The 17514-nt window shown below is 77.7% G+C and carries 1 protein-coding gene; it reads left to right on the forward strand.

All coding sequences use genetic code 11. From position 1 onward, the window contains the following. Positions 1–110 precede the first annotated feature (110 nt). Positions 111–17510 (forward strand): non-ribosomal peptide synthase/polyketide synthase, encoded by a 17400-nt coding sequence (locus tag ACFRQN_RS04885; protein WP_380738283.1) that lies wholly within the window; start codon positions 111–113, stop codon positions 17508–17510. Positions 17511–17514 lie beyond the last annotated feature (4 nt).

Below are 17514 nucleotides of genomic sequence, written 5' to 3' on the forward strand. Positions count from 1 at the left end.
CCTGCACCGACACCCCGCACCGACACCCCGCACCGTTCCCCGGGTCCGAGGGCCGGCCACCGCCTGCCCCGCCGCCCTCGTCGTCGCCCCCCTCGGAAGGACCTTCCGCCATGGCCGACCGGCCTGCCCAGCCCGTGCGCCCGACCGCCCCGCCGCAGGCGCCGGCCGGTGGCACCACCGCACCGTCGGCGGCGCCCCGGACCCTGGACGCCCTGTTCGCCGCCCAGGCGGCCCGCACGCCGCACGCGCCCGCGCTGACCGACGGGCGGCGCAGCTGGACGTACCGCGACCTGGCCGAACGCGTCGAGCGGCTGGCCCGCGATCTGGGCCGGCGCGGCGCCGGGCCGGAGCGGACGGTGGCCCTGGTCCTGCCGCGCTCCATGGAGCTGGTCGCCGCCGAACTGGCCGTCGTCCGGGCGGGCGCCGCCTTCCTGCCCGTCGACCCGGGCTACCCCGCCGAGCGGCGGGCGCTGATGCTCGCCGACGCCGCCCCCGCGCTCGTCCTGGACGACCCGGCCGCCGTCCGCGCGGCCCTGGAGACGGACCGCCCCGAGGACCGGGACCACACCGACCTCCCGGCCGCCGACGGCACCGACCACCCGGCGTACGTGATCTACACCTCGGGCTCCACCGGGACGCCCAAGGGCGTGGTCGTCACCCACCGGGGGATCGCCGGCTTCACGGCGGCGGCCGTCGAGAACTACGCGGTCGGGCCGGGCGACCGGGTGCTCCAGTTCTCCTCGCCCAGCTTCGACGCCTCCGTCCTGGAACTGTTCGTCTCCGTCCTCACCGGCGCCACCCTGGTGATCCCCCCGGACGGCCCGTGGCTCGGCGAGGAGCTCGCCGCCGTCCTGGACGGGCAGCGCATCACCCACACCCTGATCCCGCCCGCCGCCCTGGCCACCGTCCCGGCCGGCGCGGGCCGCCACCTGCGCACCCTGATCGTCGGGGCCGAGGCCTGCTCCGCCGAACTCGTCGACCGCTGGGCGCCCGGCCGGCGCATGGTCAACTCCTACGGCCCCACCGAAGCCACCATCGTCGCCACCTGGACCGGCCCGCTCACCGCCGGCACCGGCGCGCCCACCATCGGCGGCGCCCTGCCGCACGCCCGGGTGTACGTGCTCGACGAGGCCATGCGGCCCCAGCCGGCCGGCACCGACGGCGAGCTGTACCTCGGCGGCGAGGGCGTCGCCCGCGGCTACCTCGGCCGCCCCGGCCTGACCGCCGCCCGCTTCGTCGCCGACCCCTTCGGCCCGCCCGGCGCCCGGCTCTACCGCACCGGCGACCGGGCCCGGTTCACCGCCGACGGGGAGCTGGAGTTCCTCGGCCGGCTCGACCGGCAGGTCAAGGTCCGCGGCTTCCGGATCGAGCCGGGCGAGATCGAGGCCGCGCTGCGCGCCCACCCCGCCGTCGACCAGGCCGTCGTCGTGGTCCGCGAGGACGAACCGGGCCACACCCGGCTGGTCGGCTACGCCACGCCCGCCGACCCGGAACTGCCCCCGGACCCGGCCGCGCTGCGCACCGCCCTGGCCGCCGCGCTGCCCGCCCACGTGGTGCCCGCCGCCGTCGTCGTGCTGCCCGCCTTCCCGCTCACCCCGCAGCTCAAGATCGACCAGCGGGCGCTGCCCGCGCCCGCCCGGCAGGGCGCCGCCGGCGGGCTCGCCCCGCGCACCGAACGGGAGCGCGCCCTGGCCGCCGTCTGGGCCGAGGTCCTCGGCCTCGACGCGGTGGGGGCCGAGGACGACTTCTTCGACCTCGGCGGCGACTCCGTCCTCGCCGCCCGCACCCTGGCCCGGATCACCGAACGCCTCGGCGTCCGGCTCACCCTGCGGGACGTGTTCACCGCCCGCACCGTCGCCGCCCTCGCCCCGCTGCTCGACCGGCCGGCCGCCGCCGCGCCCACCGGGCCCGTCCCGCCCGCCCCGCGCGGGGAGCCGCTGCCGCTCTCCAGCGCCCAGCGCCGGCTCTGGTTCCTGGAGGACCTCGCCACCGGCGGCACCGGCAACCACACCGGCGTCGCCCTGCGGCTGCACGGCGACCTCGACGGGGAGGCCCTCGGCCGGGCCCTGCGGCGGCTCACCGCCCGGCACGACGCGCTGCGCACCACCGTCACCGCCGTCGACGGGCGGCTCGAGCAGCACGTCGCCGAGCGGGCCGACCTGCCGCTGCGCACCGAGGACCTCGGCGCCCTGCCCGCCGGGGAGCGCGCCGAGGCGGCCGACCGCCTGCTCGCCGAGGAGCTGGAGCGGCCCTACGACCTGGCGCGGGGCCCGCTCAGCCGGGCGCTGCTGGTCCGGCTCGCCGCCGACGAGCACCTGCTGCTGTTGGCACAGCACCACATCGTCACCGACGGCTGGTCGGTCGGCGTCCTCACCCGCGAACTGGCCGCCCTCCTGCGGGCGGAGGCCACCGGCGAACCCGACGGCCTGCCCGCCCCCGCCCTCCAGTACCCCGACTACGCCCACTGGGAGCAGCACCGCCCGGCCGACCACGCCCCCGAACTCGCCTACTGGAAGCGCGCCCTGGCCGGCCTGCCCACCCTGCGGCTGCCCACCGACCGCCCCCGGCCCGCCGAGCGCGCCGGCCACGGCGCGGCGCACCGCCACCACCTCCCGGCCGAGCTGGTCGACCGGTTGCGCCACCTCGCCGCGGGCCGCGGCACCACCGTGTTCACCCTGTTCGCCGGGGCGTCCGCGCTGCTGCTCTCTCGCCACTCCGGCCAGCGGGACGTGGCCTTCGGCACCGTCGTCAACGGGCGGGAGCGGCGCGAGCTGGAGGAGGTGACCGGCTTCTTCGTCAACACCGTGGTGCTGCGCGGCGACGTGGACGAGCGGGCCACCGTCGACCGCTTCGTGGAGTCCATGCGCACCACCCTGCTGGACGCCTTCGCCCACGCCGAGGTGCCCTTCGACCGGGTGGTCGAGGAACTGGCCCCGCCCCGCGACCCCAGCCGCACCCCGCTGGTCCAGGTCGCCGTCGTCCAGCAGACCCCCGCCGCCCCGGCGCCCGCCGGCGGGCTGCGCTTCACCGACCACCCGCTGCCCCGCCCGGCCGCCCGCTTCGACCTGGTGCTGGAGTTCACCCCCGACGAGGCCGACGGCGGCTGCACGCTGACGGTCGAGTACGACACCGACCTGTTCGACCGGCGGACGGTGACCGCGCTGGCCGCCCACCTGCACCGGCTGCTGGCCGGGATGGCGGACGGGCCGCGGCGCACCCTCGCCGAGCTGCCGATGATCCCCGAGGAGGAGCAGCGCGCGCTGCTCGCCTCCCGGAAGCCGCCGCGGGAGCTCCCGGGCACCGACCCGGCCCGGCCGTCCGGATGGAGCCGGGTCCACGTCCTCGACCGCGCGCGGCGCCCCCAACCCGTCGGGGTGCCCGGCGAGTTGTACCTCGCGGGCTACTTCCCGGACCAGCCGGACGAGCGGCTCGTCCCCGACCCGTACGGCGCGCCGGGGGAGGCGATGTACGGCACCGGGGAGCTGGTGCGGTGGACCGCCGACGGCGGACTGGAGCACCTCGGCCGGGTCGAGGAGCGGGCGAAGCCCCGCGGCGGGGAGACCGACCCGGCCCCCGCCCCCGCCGCGGCCGCCCCCCGCCATGTGGCTCCCCGGACCCCCGCCGAACGCGCGCTGGCCGGCATCTGGGCCGAGGTGCTGCGGCTGGAGCGGGTCGGCGCCGACGACAACTTCTTCGACCTCGGCGGCGACTCCATCCTCGGCATCCAGGTGGTGGCCCGCTCCCGGCAGGCCGGACTGGCGGTGACCTCCCGGGACCTCTACCGCCACCAGACGGTCGCCGCGCTCGCCCTGGCCGCGGAGGACGCCGAGGCGCCCGCCACGCCCGCGCCGGTGGCCGCCACCGGGGAGGCCGCGTTGACCCCGATCCAGCGCTGGTGGTTCGAGCGGGCCGCCGGTCGGGCCGGCCACTTCGCCCAGGCCGTCTCCCTGCTGCTGCCCGGCGACCTCGACCGGGCGGCCCTGGAAGAGGCCCTGAACGACCTGGTCGCCCACCACGACGCGCTGCGCTCCGCCTTCACGGCCCCGGACGGCGCCGGCGCGGTGCGCTGGCGGATCCAGGAGCCGACGGCCCGCACCACCCTGGCCCGGCACACCGGCCCCGACCAGGACACCCCGCACTTCGGGCCGTACGACCTGGCCGGCGGCGCCCCGCTGCTGCGCGCCGTCCTGCACGAGCGCGCCGACGGCCGGCCCCCGGTCCTGCACCTGGCCGTCCACCACCTGGTGGTCGACGGGGTCTCCTGGCGGGTCCTGCTGGAGGACCTCGACACCGTGTACCGGGCCCGCCGCGAGGGCCGGGACGGCGCGGCCGCCCTCCCGGCGAAGTCCTCGCCGCTGCGGCAGTGGGCCGAGCGGCTGAGCGCCTTCGCCGCCGCGGGCGGCTTCGAGGACGAGTCCGCGTACTGGGCCGGGGCCGTGCCCGGGCCGTCCGCCGAAGAGCTCGGGAAGCCCGCCGCCGAGCCGTTCCCCGCCGAGCCCTTCCCCGCCGAGCTGGACGGCCCCGACAGCTACGCCACCGAACGCTCCGTCACCGTCCGGCTGAGCCCCGCCGACACCGCCGCCCTGCTGCGCACCCTGCCCGACACCTACCGCACCCAGGCCAACGACGTGCTGCTGAGCGCGCTGGGCCGGGCGCTGTGCGGGGCGAGCGGGCTGGAGCGGGTCGTGGTGGACGTCGAGGGCCACGGGCGCGAGGAGCTGTTCGCCGACCTCGACCTCGGCCGTACGGTCGGCTGGTTCACCACCCGCCACCCCGTCGCCCTGGCCGTCCCCGCCGGAGCCGGCTGGGACACCGTCCTCAAGCAGGTCAAGGAGCAGCTGCGCGCCGTCCCCCGGCGCGGCCTCGGCTTCGAGGCGCTGCGCCACCTCGGCCGCCCCGGTACGGCGCCCGAGGTGCCGGCCGCCCGGATCAGCTTCAACTACCTGGGCCGCATCGCCCTGCCGGACGACCCGGACGGGCTGTTCCGCGGCACCTTCCGGCCGCTGGAGCTGGACGCCGACCCGGCGGTCGAGCGCCCCCACCCGCTGGAGGTGGTCGGCCGGTTGGACGGCGACGCGCTGGAGTTCACCTGGTTCCACTCCGCCGCCGTCCACGGCAGTGCCACCGTCGAGGCCCTGGCCCGGCGCTTCGCCGAGGAGCTGGCCGACCTCGCCCGCCACGCGACCACCCCCGGCGCCGCCGGGCGCACCCCGTCCGACTTCCCGCTCGCCCGGCTCGACCAGCCGGCGGTGGACCTGATCACCGGCGCCGACCCGGGCGCGGTGGAGGACGTCCTGCCGCTCACCCCGACCCAGTCCGGCATGCTCTTCCACGGCCTCGCCGAGGAGGACAGCGGCGCCTACTTCCAGCAGCTGGACTTCGTCCTCGACGGGGTGCCCGACCCGGCCCGCCTCGCCGAGGCCTGGCGGTGGGTCACCGACCGCACCGCGGTGCTGCGCGCCCACGTCCGCTGGCAGGAGGTGCCCGAGCCGCTGCTGGTGGTGCACCGCCGGGTGGCCGTGCCGGTCAGCCACCTGGACTGGCGCGCGCTGCCCGAGGAGGAGCGCCGCACCCGGCTGGCCGAACTGCTGGACCGCGACCGGGCCCGCGGCCTCGACCTCGCCCGGGCCCCGCTCCAGCGGCTGCTGCTGATCCGCCTCTCGGACAGCCGGGTGCGGGTGCTCTGGTCGTTCCACCACCTGGTGCTGGACGGCTGGAGTCTGTTCCAGGTGCTCTCGGACGTCTTCGCGGTGCACGCCGCCCTGGCCGCCCCCGGAGCGGAAGTCCCGTACGGCACCGTGCCGGAGCGCCGGCCCTACCGCGACTACCTGGCCTGGCTGGGCGGGCGCGACCACGCCGAGGCCGAACGGCACTGGCGCACCCGCCTCGCCGGGCTGGTGGAGGCGACGCCGCTGCCGTACGACCGCGAGCCGGTGCAGAGCCACCGCGCGGAGTCCACCCGGGCGGTGCCGTTCACCCTGCCCGCCGCCGCGACCAGGGCGCTGGAGGACCTGGCGCGCGGCTCCGGGCTGACCCTCAACACCCTGGTCCAGGGCGCCTGGGCGGTGCTGCTGGGCCGCCAGGCCGGGCGGGCCGAGGTGGTGTACGGCACCACCTCCTCCGGGCGCCCGCCCGAGCTGCCCGGCGTCGAGTCGATGACCGGCCTGTTCATCACCACCCTGCCGACCCGCACCACGGTGCCCGCCGAGGGCACCCTGCTGGACTGGCTCCAGGCCCTCCAGCGGGAGCAGAGCGAGGACCGGCGGTACGGCTTCGTCCCGCTCACCCGGATGCGGGCCGGCACCGGACTGCCCGAGCAGACCGGCCTGTTCGACAGCCTGGTGGTCTTCGAGAACTACCCGGTCGACGAGGACGCGGCCGACGCCCACGGCCTGCGGCTGCGCGACCTGGACGGCATCGAGACCACCAACTACCCGCTCGCCCTGCTCGCCTACCCCGGCCCGGAGCTGTCCCTGCGGCTCTGCTACGACCCGCGGCTGTTCGACGAGTCCACCGTGCGGCGGCTGGCCGACCAGCTCACCGCCGCGCTGACCGGCCTTTCCGCCGGCGCCCACCGCCCGCCCGCGCGGCTGCCGCTGCTGACCGCCGAGGAGCGGCACCGCGTCCTGGTCGACTGGAACGCCACCGCCGCCGAGCAGCCCGCGGCCGACATCGCCGAGCTGTTCGCCGAGCAGGTGCTCCGCACCCCCGGGGCGGTCGCCCTGGAGGCCGGCGAGCAGCGCCTCACCTACCGCGAACTGGACGCCCGGGCCGCCGAGTTGGCCGGGCACCTGGCCGCGCACGCGGTCCGGGTGGAGCAGCCGGTCGGGGTGCTGATGGAGCGCTCCGTCGAGCTGGTCGTCGCCCAGCTGGCACTGGTCCGCACCGGCGGCGTCTTCGTGCCGCTGGACGGCCGGGCGCCGCGCGAGCGGCTGCACCGGATGCTGGCCGAGGCGGGCGCCGAGCTGCTGCTCACCGACGCCCGCTGGGCGGAGACCGCCGCCGAGCTGCGCCCCGCCGAGCGGGTGCTGCGCGTCGACCGGCCGGACCGCACCGGGGTGCCGGCCGCGCCCCCGGCGGCCGTCCACCCCGACAACGTCCAGTACCTGATGTTCACCTCGGGCTCCACCGGCACCCCCAAGGGCGTCGCGGTGCGCCGCCGGGACGTCGCCGCGCTCGCCCTGGACCGCGCCTTCACCGGCCACGACCGGGTGCTGGTGCACTCCCCGCACGCCTTCGACGCCGCCACCTACGAGCTCTGGGTGCCGCTGCTGCGCGGCGGCACCGCCGTCCTCGCCCCGCCGGAGGACCTGGACGCCGCCGCCGTCCGGCACGCCGTCACCGAACGGGGCGTGACCTGCCTGTGGCTGACGGCCGGGCTGTTCCGGCTGCTCGCCCAGGAGGACCCGGGCTGCCTGCGCGGCGCCCGCGAGGTATGGACCGGCGGCGAGGCGGTGCCCGGCGCCGCCGTCCGCAAGGTCCTGGCGGCCTGCCCCGGCCTCACCGTGGTCGACGGCTACGGGCCGACCGAGACCACCACCTTCGCCACCCGCCGGGCCTTCCGCGAGGGCGACGAGCTGCCCGCCACGCTGCCGATCGGCCGCCCGCTGGACAACACCCGGGTGTACGTCCTGGACGGCGCGCTCCAGCCCCAACCGCCGGGCATCACCGGTGAGCTGTACATCGCCGGGGCCGGGCTCGCACGCGGCTACGCGGGCCGCCCCGGCGAGACCGCCGCCCGCTACCTCGCCGACCCCTTCGGCCCGCCCGGCGCCCGGATGTACCGCACCGGCGACACCGTCCGGTGGAGCGCGGACGGCGAACTGCACTTCGTCGGCCGCGCCGACGACCAGATCAAGATCCGCGGCTTCCGGATCGAACCCGCCGAGATCGAGGCCCGGCTCACCGCCCACCCGGCCGTCGCCGAGGCCGTGGTCTCGCTCCAGCAGGACGCCGGACGCAAGCGCCTCGCCGCCCACCTGGTGCCCGCCGAGGGCGCCGAGCCGCCCGGCGCCGCCGAGCTGCGCGCCCACCTGGCCGCCGACCTGCCCGACTACATGCTGCCCGCGGCCTTCGTCACCCTGCCCGAACTCCCGCTCACCGCCAACGGCAAGGTGGACCGCCGCCGGCTGCCCGCCCCCGACTGGTCGACGGGCGGCGACCGCCCCCACCGCGCCCCCGGCACCGACCGCGAGCGGCTGCTCGCCGCGATCTGGGCCGAGCTGCTCGGGGTCGAACGGGTCGGGCTGGACGACGACTTCTTCCTGCTCGGCGGCGACTCCATCCTGAGCATCCAGGTGGTCTCCCGGGCCCGCGCCGCCGGCCTCGCGCTCTCCCCGCGCGACCTGTTCCGGCACCCCACCGTCGCCGCCCTGGCCGCGGCCGCCGGCAGCGCCGTCACCGTCGCGGGCACCGAACCGGTCGGCGGCGAGGTCGGCCTGACACCGATCCAGCACTGGTTCCTCGACCCGAACCCGCCGTACGCCCACCACTTCGACCAGTCCCTGGTGGTGGAGGCCCCCGGCGCCGTCGACCCCCGGGCCCTGCGCCGCGCCCTGGCCGCCCTGTGGGCGCACCACGACGCGCTGCGCTCCCGCTTCACCCGCGCCGAGGACGGCACCTGGCGGCAGCACTGCGCCCCCGCCGAGGAGGCCGCGCCCGAGCTGCTGGAGGTCCACGGCCACGGCGCCGAGGAGGCGGTGACCGCGGCCGCCCACGCCTCCTTCCGGCCGGCCGACGGTCCGCTGCTCACCGCCCGGCTGTTCCAGGCCGACGGCGCCCGGCCCGACCGGCTGCTGCTGGCCGTCCACCACCTGGTGGTCGACGGCGTCTCCTGGCGGGTGCTGCTGGAGGACCTGGAGACCGCCTACCGGCAGGCCGTCGAGGGCCGCCCGCTGCGGCTGCCCGCCCGCACCAGCTCCGTCCGGGAGTGGGCCCGCCGCCTGGCCGCGCACACCGCGGCCGGCGGCTTCGACGGGCAGCGCGACCACTGGGCGGCCGCCGCCCGGGCCTGCGCCACCCCGCTGCCGGTGGACGGCGACGGTACCAACACCGCCGCCGACCTGCGCGAGGTGACCGTCCGGCTGGACCGCGACCGCACCGACGCCCTGCTGCGCCAGGTCCCCGCGGTCTACCGCACCCGGATAGACGACGTGCTGCTCACCGCGCTCGGCCGGGTGCTCGCCGACTGGACCGGGCGCGGCACCGTCGCCGTCGGCCTGGAGGGCCACGGCCGCGAGGACCGGCTGTTCGACGGCCTCGACCTGTCCCGCACGGTCGGCTGGTTCACCTCGCTCTTCCCCGTCGCCCTCGACGTCCCGGCGGGGGACTGGGGCACCGCCCTGAAGGCCGTCAAGGAGCAGCTGCGGGCGGTGCCCGACCGCGGCCTCGGGTACGGTGCGCTGCGCCACCTCGCCGGGGACGTGGCGCTCGCCGACGCGCCCGCCCCCGGCATCGCCTTCAACTACCTGGGCCGCTTCGACTGGTCCGCCGACGGCGCCGCCCTGGTCGGCGCCGTCCCCGGCGGCCTCGGCGGCGCGGAGGCGCCCGGCACCGAGCGCCCCCACCTGCTGGACGTGGTCGCCCGGGTCGAGGACGGCGAGCTGGAGATCGGCTGGTACTACAGCACCGGCCGGCACCGCGCCGACACCGTCACCGGCCTCGCCCACGCCATGCTGGGCGCCCTGGAGGAGATCGTCGCCCACTGCGCCGAGCCCGGCGCGGGCGGCCGCACCCCCGCCGACTTCCCGCTCGCCCGGCTCGACCAGGCGGCCGTGGACCGGATCGCCGGGGACGGCCGAGCCGTCGCCGACGTCTACCCGCTGACCCCGATGCAGGCCGGGATGCTCTTCCACAGCCTGCTCGACCCGGACGGCGACACCTACGTCAACCAGGTCCAGCTGGTGCTGGACGGGGTCACCGACCCGCACGCGCTGGCCGAGGCCTGGCAGCGGACCGCCGACGCCAACGCGATCCTGCGCACCCGGCTCAGCTGGCAGGACGGCGCCGAACCGCTCCAGGTCGTCCAGCACCGGGCCGCCGTCCCGGTCGTCCACCACGACTGGACCGGCCGCCCCGCCGAACAGGTCGAGCGGGACACCGCCCGGCTGCTCGCCGAGGACCGGGCGGCCGGCATCGACCTCGGCGGCGCGCCGCTGCTGCGCCTCGCCCTGATCCGGCTGACACCGACCCGGGTCCGGGTGGTGTGGACCTTCCACCACGTGCTGCTCGACGGCTGGAGCGCCGCCCAGGTCTTCGACGAGGTGTGCGAGCGCTACGCCGCCCTGACCGCCGGACGCGCCCCCGCTCCGGCCGAGCGGGCGCCCTACGCCGACTACCTGCGCTGGCTGGCCGGCCAGGACGGGGCGGAGGCCGAGCGGTACTGGCGCGACACCCTGGCCGGCTTCCCCGCCCCCACCGAACTGCCCCGGGACCGCCGCCCGGCCGGCGCCCACCGCGCCTCCTCCTCGGCCTCGGTGCGGGTCGCCCTCGGCGCCGAGCTGTCCGAGCGGCTGCGCGACACCGCCCGGCAGGCCGGGCTGACCGTCAACACCGTGCTCCAGGGCGCCTGGGCGCTGCTGCTCTCCCGCTACGGCGGCGGGGACGACGTGGTGTTCGGCACCATCGTCTCCGGCCGGCCCGCCGAACTCCCCGGCGTCACCTCGATGGTGGGGCTGTTCATCAACGCCCTGCCCACCCGGGTGCGGATCGACCCCCGGCGCCCGCTGCGGGAGCTGCTGCGGGAGGTCCAGGACCACCAGTCCGAGGCCCGCCGGCACGACGCCGTCTCGCTGGCCCAGCTCCAGGGCTGGAGCGAACTGCCCGGCGGCACCGCCCTGTTCGACAGCCTGGTGGTCTTCGAGAACTACCCCTTCGACGCCCAGTCGCTGACCCGGCACGGCCTCGGCGTGGAGACCGAGCAGGTGCTGGAGCCGACCAGCTACCCGCTCAGCGTGGTGGTCGCGCCCGGCGAGTCCATCGAGGTCGGCCTGGACCACGACCCGGCCCTCTTCGACACCGCCACCGTCGAAGGGCTCGGCGCGGGCCTGCGCACCCTGCTCGCCGGAATGGCGGCCGGCCTCGACCGGCCGGTGGGCGAACTGCCGCTGCTGGAGCCGGCCGAGGGGCGCGCACTGGTGGCCCGCCTCGGCGGGGCGTTCGCCGAGGCGCCGGACGGCACCCTGCCCGAGGCCTTCGCCCGGCAGGCCGCCCGCACCCCCGACGCCCCGGCGGTCCGCTCCGGCGACGAGCAGCTGACCTACCGGGAGCTCGACGAGCGCTCCAACCGGCTGGCCCGGCTGCTGATCGCGGCCGGGGCCGGCCCCGAGCGCTTCGTCGCGCTCGCGCTGCCCCGCACCGTCGAACTCGCCGTGGCACTGATCGCGGTGCTCAAGAGCGGCGCCGCCTACCTGCCCGTCGACCCCGGCTACCCGGCCGAGCGGATCGCCTACCTCTTCGAGGACGTCCGGCCCGACGCCGTCGTCACCGGCACGGCGACCGCCGGACGGCTGCCCGACGGCCCGTCCACCCGGATCGTGCTGGACGACCCCGCCTGCCGCGAGCGCCTGGCCGCCGCCCGCGCCGACGCCGTCCGCGACGAGGAGCGGCACGGCGCCCTGCGCCCGGAGCACCCCGCGTACGTCATCCACACCTCCGGCTCGACCGGCCGCCCCAAGGGCGTGGTGGTCGCCCACAGCTCGGTGCTCGCCCTGACCGACTGGGCCGCCGCCGAGTTCGCCGACGGCGGCCTGGCCCACGTGCTCGCCGCCACCTCGCTCAACTTCGACGTGTCGGTGTTCGAGATCTTCGCGCCGCTGCTCTCCGGCGGCCGCGTGGAACTCCTGCGCGACCTGCTGGCGCTGGCCGAGCGCCCCGGCCCCTGGCGGGCCGGCCTGCTCAGCGCGGTGCCCTCGGCCCTCGGCGGACTGCTCGCTGACGGCGCCGTGCACCTCGCGGCGGACACCGTGGTGCTGGCCGGCGAGGCACTGCCCGCCCGCACCGTCCGGCAGGTCCGCGAGGCCGTCCCCGGCTGCCGGGTGCTGAACGTCTACGGCCCCACCGAGGCCACCGTCTACGCCACCGCCCACACCTGCGACCCCGCCGACCCGGACCGCGACCCGCCGATCGGCCGCCCGGTCGGCGGCGCCCGGGCCTACGTCCTGGACGAGCGGCTGCGCCCGGTGCCCGTCGGCGCGCCCGGGGAGCTGTACCTGGCCGGCACCGGCGTGGCCCGCGGCTACCTGCGCCGCCCCGGCCTGACCGCCGCCCGCTTCCTGCCCGACCCGTACGGCCCGCCCGGCGCCCGGATGTACCGCACCGGCGACCGGGTGCGCTGGAGCGCCGACGGCGGCCTCGACTACCTCGGCCGCGCCGACGACCAGGTCAAGGTGCGCGGCTTCCGGATCGAACTCGGCGAGGTCGAGGCCGCCCTGGCCCGCCACCCCCGGGTGACGGCGGCCGCCGCCCGGGTGGTCGACCAGGACGGCCACAAGCGGCTGGTGGGCTACGCGGTGCCGCGCGACGGCGCCCTGCCCGACCAGGCCGAGTGGCGGGCCTTCCTCGGCGACACCCTCCCCGGCCACCTGGTGCCCGCCCTGGTGGTGCCGCTGGAGCGGCTGCCGCTCGGCGCCACCGGCAAGCTGGACCGGCGCGCCCTGCCCGAGCCGGTGTGGGCCGCGCCCGCGACGGAGGCCGGCCGGCCCCCGCGCACCGACACCGAGCGAGCCCTCGCCGCCATCTGGCGCGAGGTGCTCGGGGTGCCCGACGTGAGCGCGGACGACAACTACTTCGCCCTCGGCGGGGACTCCATCCTCGGCATCCAGATCGTCTCGGCGGCCCGCCGGGACGGCCTCGCGCTGACCCCCCGGCACCTGTTCGCCCACCAGACCCTGGCCGAACTCGCCCGCGCCGCCGAGCGCTCACCGCGGCCCGAGCCCGCCGCCGACCAGGGCGCGGTGGTCGGCGAGGCCCCGCTCACCCCCGTCCAGCACTGGCTGCTGGACACCCTGGACGGCGACCCGGCCCAGCTCACCCAGTCCGTCTCCTTCACCCTCGCCCCGGACACCGACGAGGAAACCCTGCGGGCCGCGCTGGCCGCCGTCCTGGACCACCACGACGCGCTGCGGCTGCGCTACGAACCGCTCGCCGACGGCCGGTGGCGCCAGCACGGCACCGCCCCCGGCCAGGCCCCCGAACTGCGCCCGCACGAGCTGCCCGCCGCCGAGGGGGAGCAGCGCGCGACCGTCCTGCGGGACCTCGGCGAGCGACTGGCCGAGGGCTTCGACCTGGCCGCCGGGCCGCTGCTGCGGGCCGAGCTCTGCCGCTTCGCCGACGACCCCCGCCCGGTGCTGCTGCTGGCCGCGCACCACCTGGTGGTGGACGCGGTGTCCTGGCGGATCCTGCTGGAGGACCTGGAGCGCGCCCACAACGCGCTGAGCGCGGGCGAGCGGCCCGACCTCGGCGCCAAGAGCACCTCCTTCCGGGCCTGGGCCGAACGGCTCGCCGCGCACACCGCGGCCGGCGGCTTCGACGCGGAACTCCCGTACTGGCAGGGCCTGGTGGACGGCGACCTGCCGGTGGACCTGGACGGCGCCAATACCGCCGACACCGAGGAGTCGCTGACCTTCGCCCTGGACGCCGAGTCCACCCGCCGGCTGCTCCAGGACGTCCCGGAGGCCTACCGCACCCGGGTCAACGACGTCCTGCTCTGCGCCCTCGGCCGGGTACTGGCCCGCTGGACCGGACGCGGCCGGGTGCTGGTCGCCCTGGAGGGCCACGGCCGCGAGGAGCCCTTCGACGGCGTCGACCTCTCCCGCACCGTCGGCTGGTTCACCACGATGTACCCCGTCGCCCTGGACGTGCCCCCGGACGCCGACCCCGGCACCGCCCTGAAGGCCGTCAAGGAGAGCCTGCGCGCCGTCCCCGGCGGCGGCCTCGGCCACGGCGCCCTGCGCCACCTCAAGCCGGTGCCGGGCCTGGCGCTGCCGCGGATCGGCTTCAACTACCTGGGCCGGCAGGACTGGACCGCCACCCCCGGCGGCCTGCTGCACGCCCCGGCCGGCCCGCTCACCGGCGGCATGGACCGCACCGCCCGCCGCCCCCACCTGCTGGACGTGCTCGGCCTGGTCGCCGAGGGCCGGCTCTCCTTCACCTGGTCCTACTCCCGCGCGGTGCACCACAGCGGGACGGTCGCCCGGCTGGCCGCCGAACTGCTGGACGAGCTGCGGGAGCTCGTCCGCCACTGCGCCGAACCCGGCGCCGGCGGCCGCACCCCCTCCGACTTCCCGCTGGCCGGCCTCGACCAGGCCGGCGTCGACCGGCTGGCCGGCACCGGACGGGAGGTGACGGAGATCCAGCCGCTCACCCCCACCCAGACCGGCATGGTGGTGCACGGCCTGGACGAGGCCGAACACGGCCTGTACGTCGAGCAGATCACCTTCGTCCTGGACGGCGCCCGCGACCCGGGCCTGCTGGCCGCCGCCTGGCAGCACGTCGTCGACCGCACTCCCGTGCTGCGCACCTCGGTGGTGCTGCGCGACGTGCCGGTGCCGCTCCAGGTGGTCCACCGGCAGGCGGTGCTGCCGGTCGCCGAGCACGACTGGAGCGAGCTGGGCGAGGCCGAGCGCGCCGCCCGGCTGGAGGAACTGCTCGCCGAGCAGCGGGCCCGCCCGCTGGTGCTGGACCGGCCCCCGCTGCTGCGGCTCGACCTGGTCCGGCTCGGCCCGGAGCAGGTTCGGGTGGTCTGGGCCTTCCACCACGTGCTGCTGGACGGCTGGAGCGTCTTCCACGTCCTCGCCGACGTGCTGGCCGCGCACGCCGCCCTGGCCCGGGGTGAGCGCCCCGAGCTGCCCGAGCGCCGCCCCTTCGCCGAGTACGTCCGCTGGCTCGCCGCCCGCGACACCGGTGCCGCCGTCGAGCACTGGCGCGGCGTGCTGGGCGACCTCGCCGCCCCCACCCCGCTGCCCTACGACCGCCGGCCAGCCCAGGGCGACACCGCCCGCTCCGGCGACTGGCTCTCGCACCGGCTGGACGAGGCCGCGACCGCGCGGCTCCAGGAGTTCGCCCGCCGCCACCGCCTCACCCTCAACACCGTGGTGCAGGGCGCCTGGGCGCTGCTGCTGTCGCGCTGGAGCGGGGAGCAGCGGGTCTGCTTCGGCACCACCGTCTCCGGCCGGCCCGCCGACCTGGCCGGCTCCGACGGCATCGTCGGCCTGTTCATCACCACCCTGCCCGCCCGGGTCGCCGTCGACGGCCGGCAGCCCTGCGCCGACTGGCTGCGCACCCTCCAGGAGGAACAGGCCGAGGACCGCCGCTTCGACCACCTGCCGCTCGCCCGGATGCACGGGCTGAGTCAGGTCCCGCCGGGCACCGAGCTGTTCGACAGCCTGGTGGTCTTCGAGAACTACCCGGTCGGCGACGCCACGGCCGGCGCGTACGGCCTGCTGGTACGCGACCTGGACGCCCGGGAGGCCACCAACTACCCGCTCACCGTGGTCGTCTCGCCCGGCGAGCGGCTCGCCGTGGAACTCGGCCACGACCCGCGCTTCCTCGACCGGCGGACCGCCGGGCGGCTCGCCGACCAGCTGCTGCACACCCTGAACGCGCTGGCCGCCTCGGACGGCGCCACCCCGCTGGACGGGCTCGACCTGCTGCCGCCCGGCGAACGGGAGCGGCTGCTGCACGGCCCCGCCCGCCCGGCGCTCGCCCCGGTGCCCCCGGCGACCCTGCCCGCCCTGGTCGAGGCCGCCGCGGACCGGTGGCCGGAGGCCGTCGCGCTGAGCGCGGACGGCCTGGAGCTGACCTACGCCGAGGCCGAGGCGCACGCCAACCGCCTCGCCCACCGGCTGATCGCGCGCGGCGCCGGCCCCGGGGAGACCGTCGCCCTGCTGCTGCCCCGCTCGGCGGACACCGTGCTCGCCGAACTGGCGGTGGCGAAGACCGGCGCCGCCTTCCTGCCCGTCGACCCGCACTACCCGGAGGAGCGGATCGGGGCGATGCTGCGCGACGCGGCGCCCGCGCTGACCCTGGACGCCAAGGAGGTCGCCGAGCTGCTCGCCGCCGACCCCGACGGCGCCCCCGGCCACCGCCCCACCGACGCCGACCGCACCCGCCCGCTCGACCCGGACGACCCCGCCTACGTCATCTTCACCTCCGGCTCCACCGGCACCCCGAAGGGCGTCGTGGTCACCCACCGGGGCCTCGCCGCCTTCGCCGCCGCCGAGGCCGCCCACTACCAGGTGGCCCCGGGGGACCGGGTGCTGGCCTTCGCCACCCCCAGCTTCGACGCCTCCGTGCTCGAACTGTGCCTGGCCCTGCCGCACGGCGCCCGGCTGGTGGTGCCCGAGCCCGGACCGCTGCTCGGCGCCCACCTGGCCGGACTGCTCCGGGCGGAGCGGATCACCCACACCCTGCTGCCGCCCGCCGCCCTCGCCACCCTGCCGGCCGACACCCCCGGAAGCCTGCCCGCGCTGAAGACCCTGATCGTCGGCGCGGAGGCCTGCGGCCCCGACCTGGTCGCCCGCTGGGCCCCGCACCACCGGATGGTCAACTCCTACGGCCCCACCGAGGCCACCGTCGTCGCCACCTGGTCCGCGCCGCTCACCGCCGACGGCGCCGCCCCGCCGATCGGCCGCCCGCTGCCCGGCACCGGCGCGTACGTCCTGGACGCCCGGCTGCGGCCGGTGCCCGACGGCGTCCCCGGCGAACTGTGGCTGAGCGGCCCTGCCCTGGCCCGCGGCTACCTCGGCCGCCCCGGCCTGACCGCCGCCCGCTTCACCGCCGACCCGTACGGGCCGCCCGGCGGCCGGATGTACCGCACCGGCGACCTGGTGCGCCGCGACCGCCACGGCGAACTGCACTACCTGGGCCGCACCGACCACCAGCTCAAGCTGCGCGGCCACCGGATCGAGGCGGGCGAGGTGGAGGCCGTGCTGGCGCGCCACCCGGCCGTCCTGGACGCGGTGGTGAGCATCCGGGAGGACGAGCCCGGACTGCCCCGGCTGGTCGCCCACCTGCTGGCCGCCCCCGGCGCCGAACCGCCGACCGCCGCCGAACTGCGCGCCCTGGCCGCCCGCGCCCTGCCCGGCCCCATGGTCCCCACGGCCTTCGCGGTACTGGAGCGCTTCCCGCTCACCGCGAGCGGCAAGACCGACCGCGCGGCCCTGCCCGCCCCCGACCCGGCCGAGGCCGAGCCGGCCGGACGGGTGGCCCCCCGCACCCCCACCGAGGAGGCGGTGGCGGAGATCTGGGCCGAGGCCCTGCGCACCGCCGTCGGCGCCACCGACGACTTCTTCCAGCTGGGCGGCGACTCCATGCGCGCCCTGCTGATCGCCTCCCGGGCCAACGACGCCTTCGGCGTCACGCTCACCCCCCGCGACGTGCTGGTCTCCCGCACCGTGGCCGCCCTGGCCGACCTGGTGGAGGACCTGGTGCTCAGCGAACTCGAAGCCGCCGCGCTGGACGGCCCCGACGAACCCGCCGCCCCCGGCAGCCCCGACGATGACGAACGGTGAGGAC

Source organism: Kitasatospora sp. NPDC056800 (genome assembly GCF_042789775.1).
Lineage (GTDB): Bacteria > Actinomycetota > Actinomycetes > Streptomycetales > Streptomycetaceae > Kitasatospora.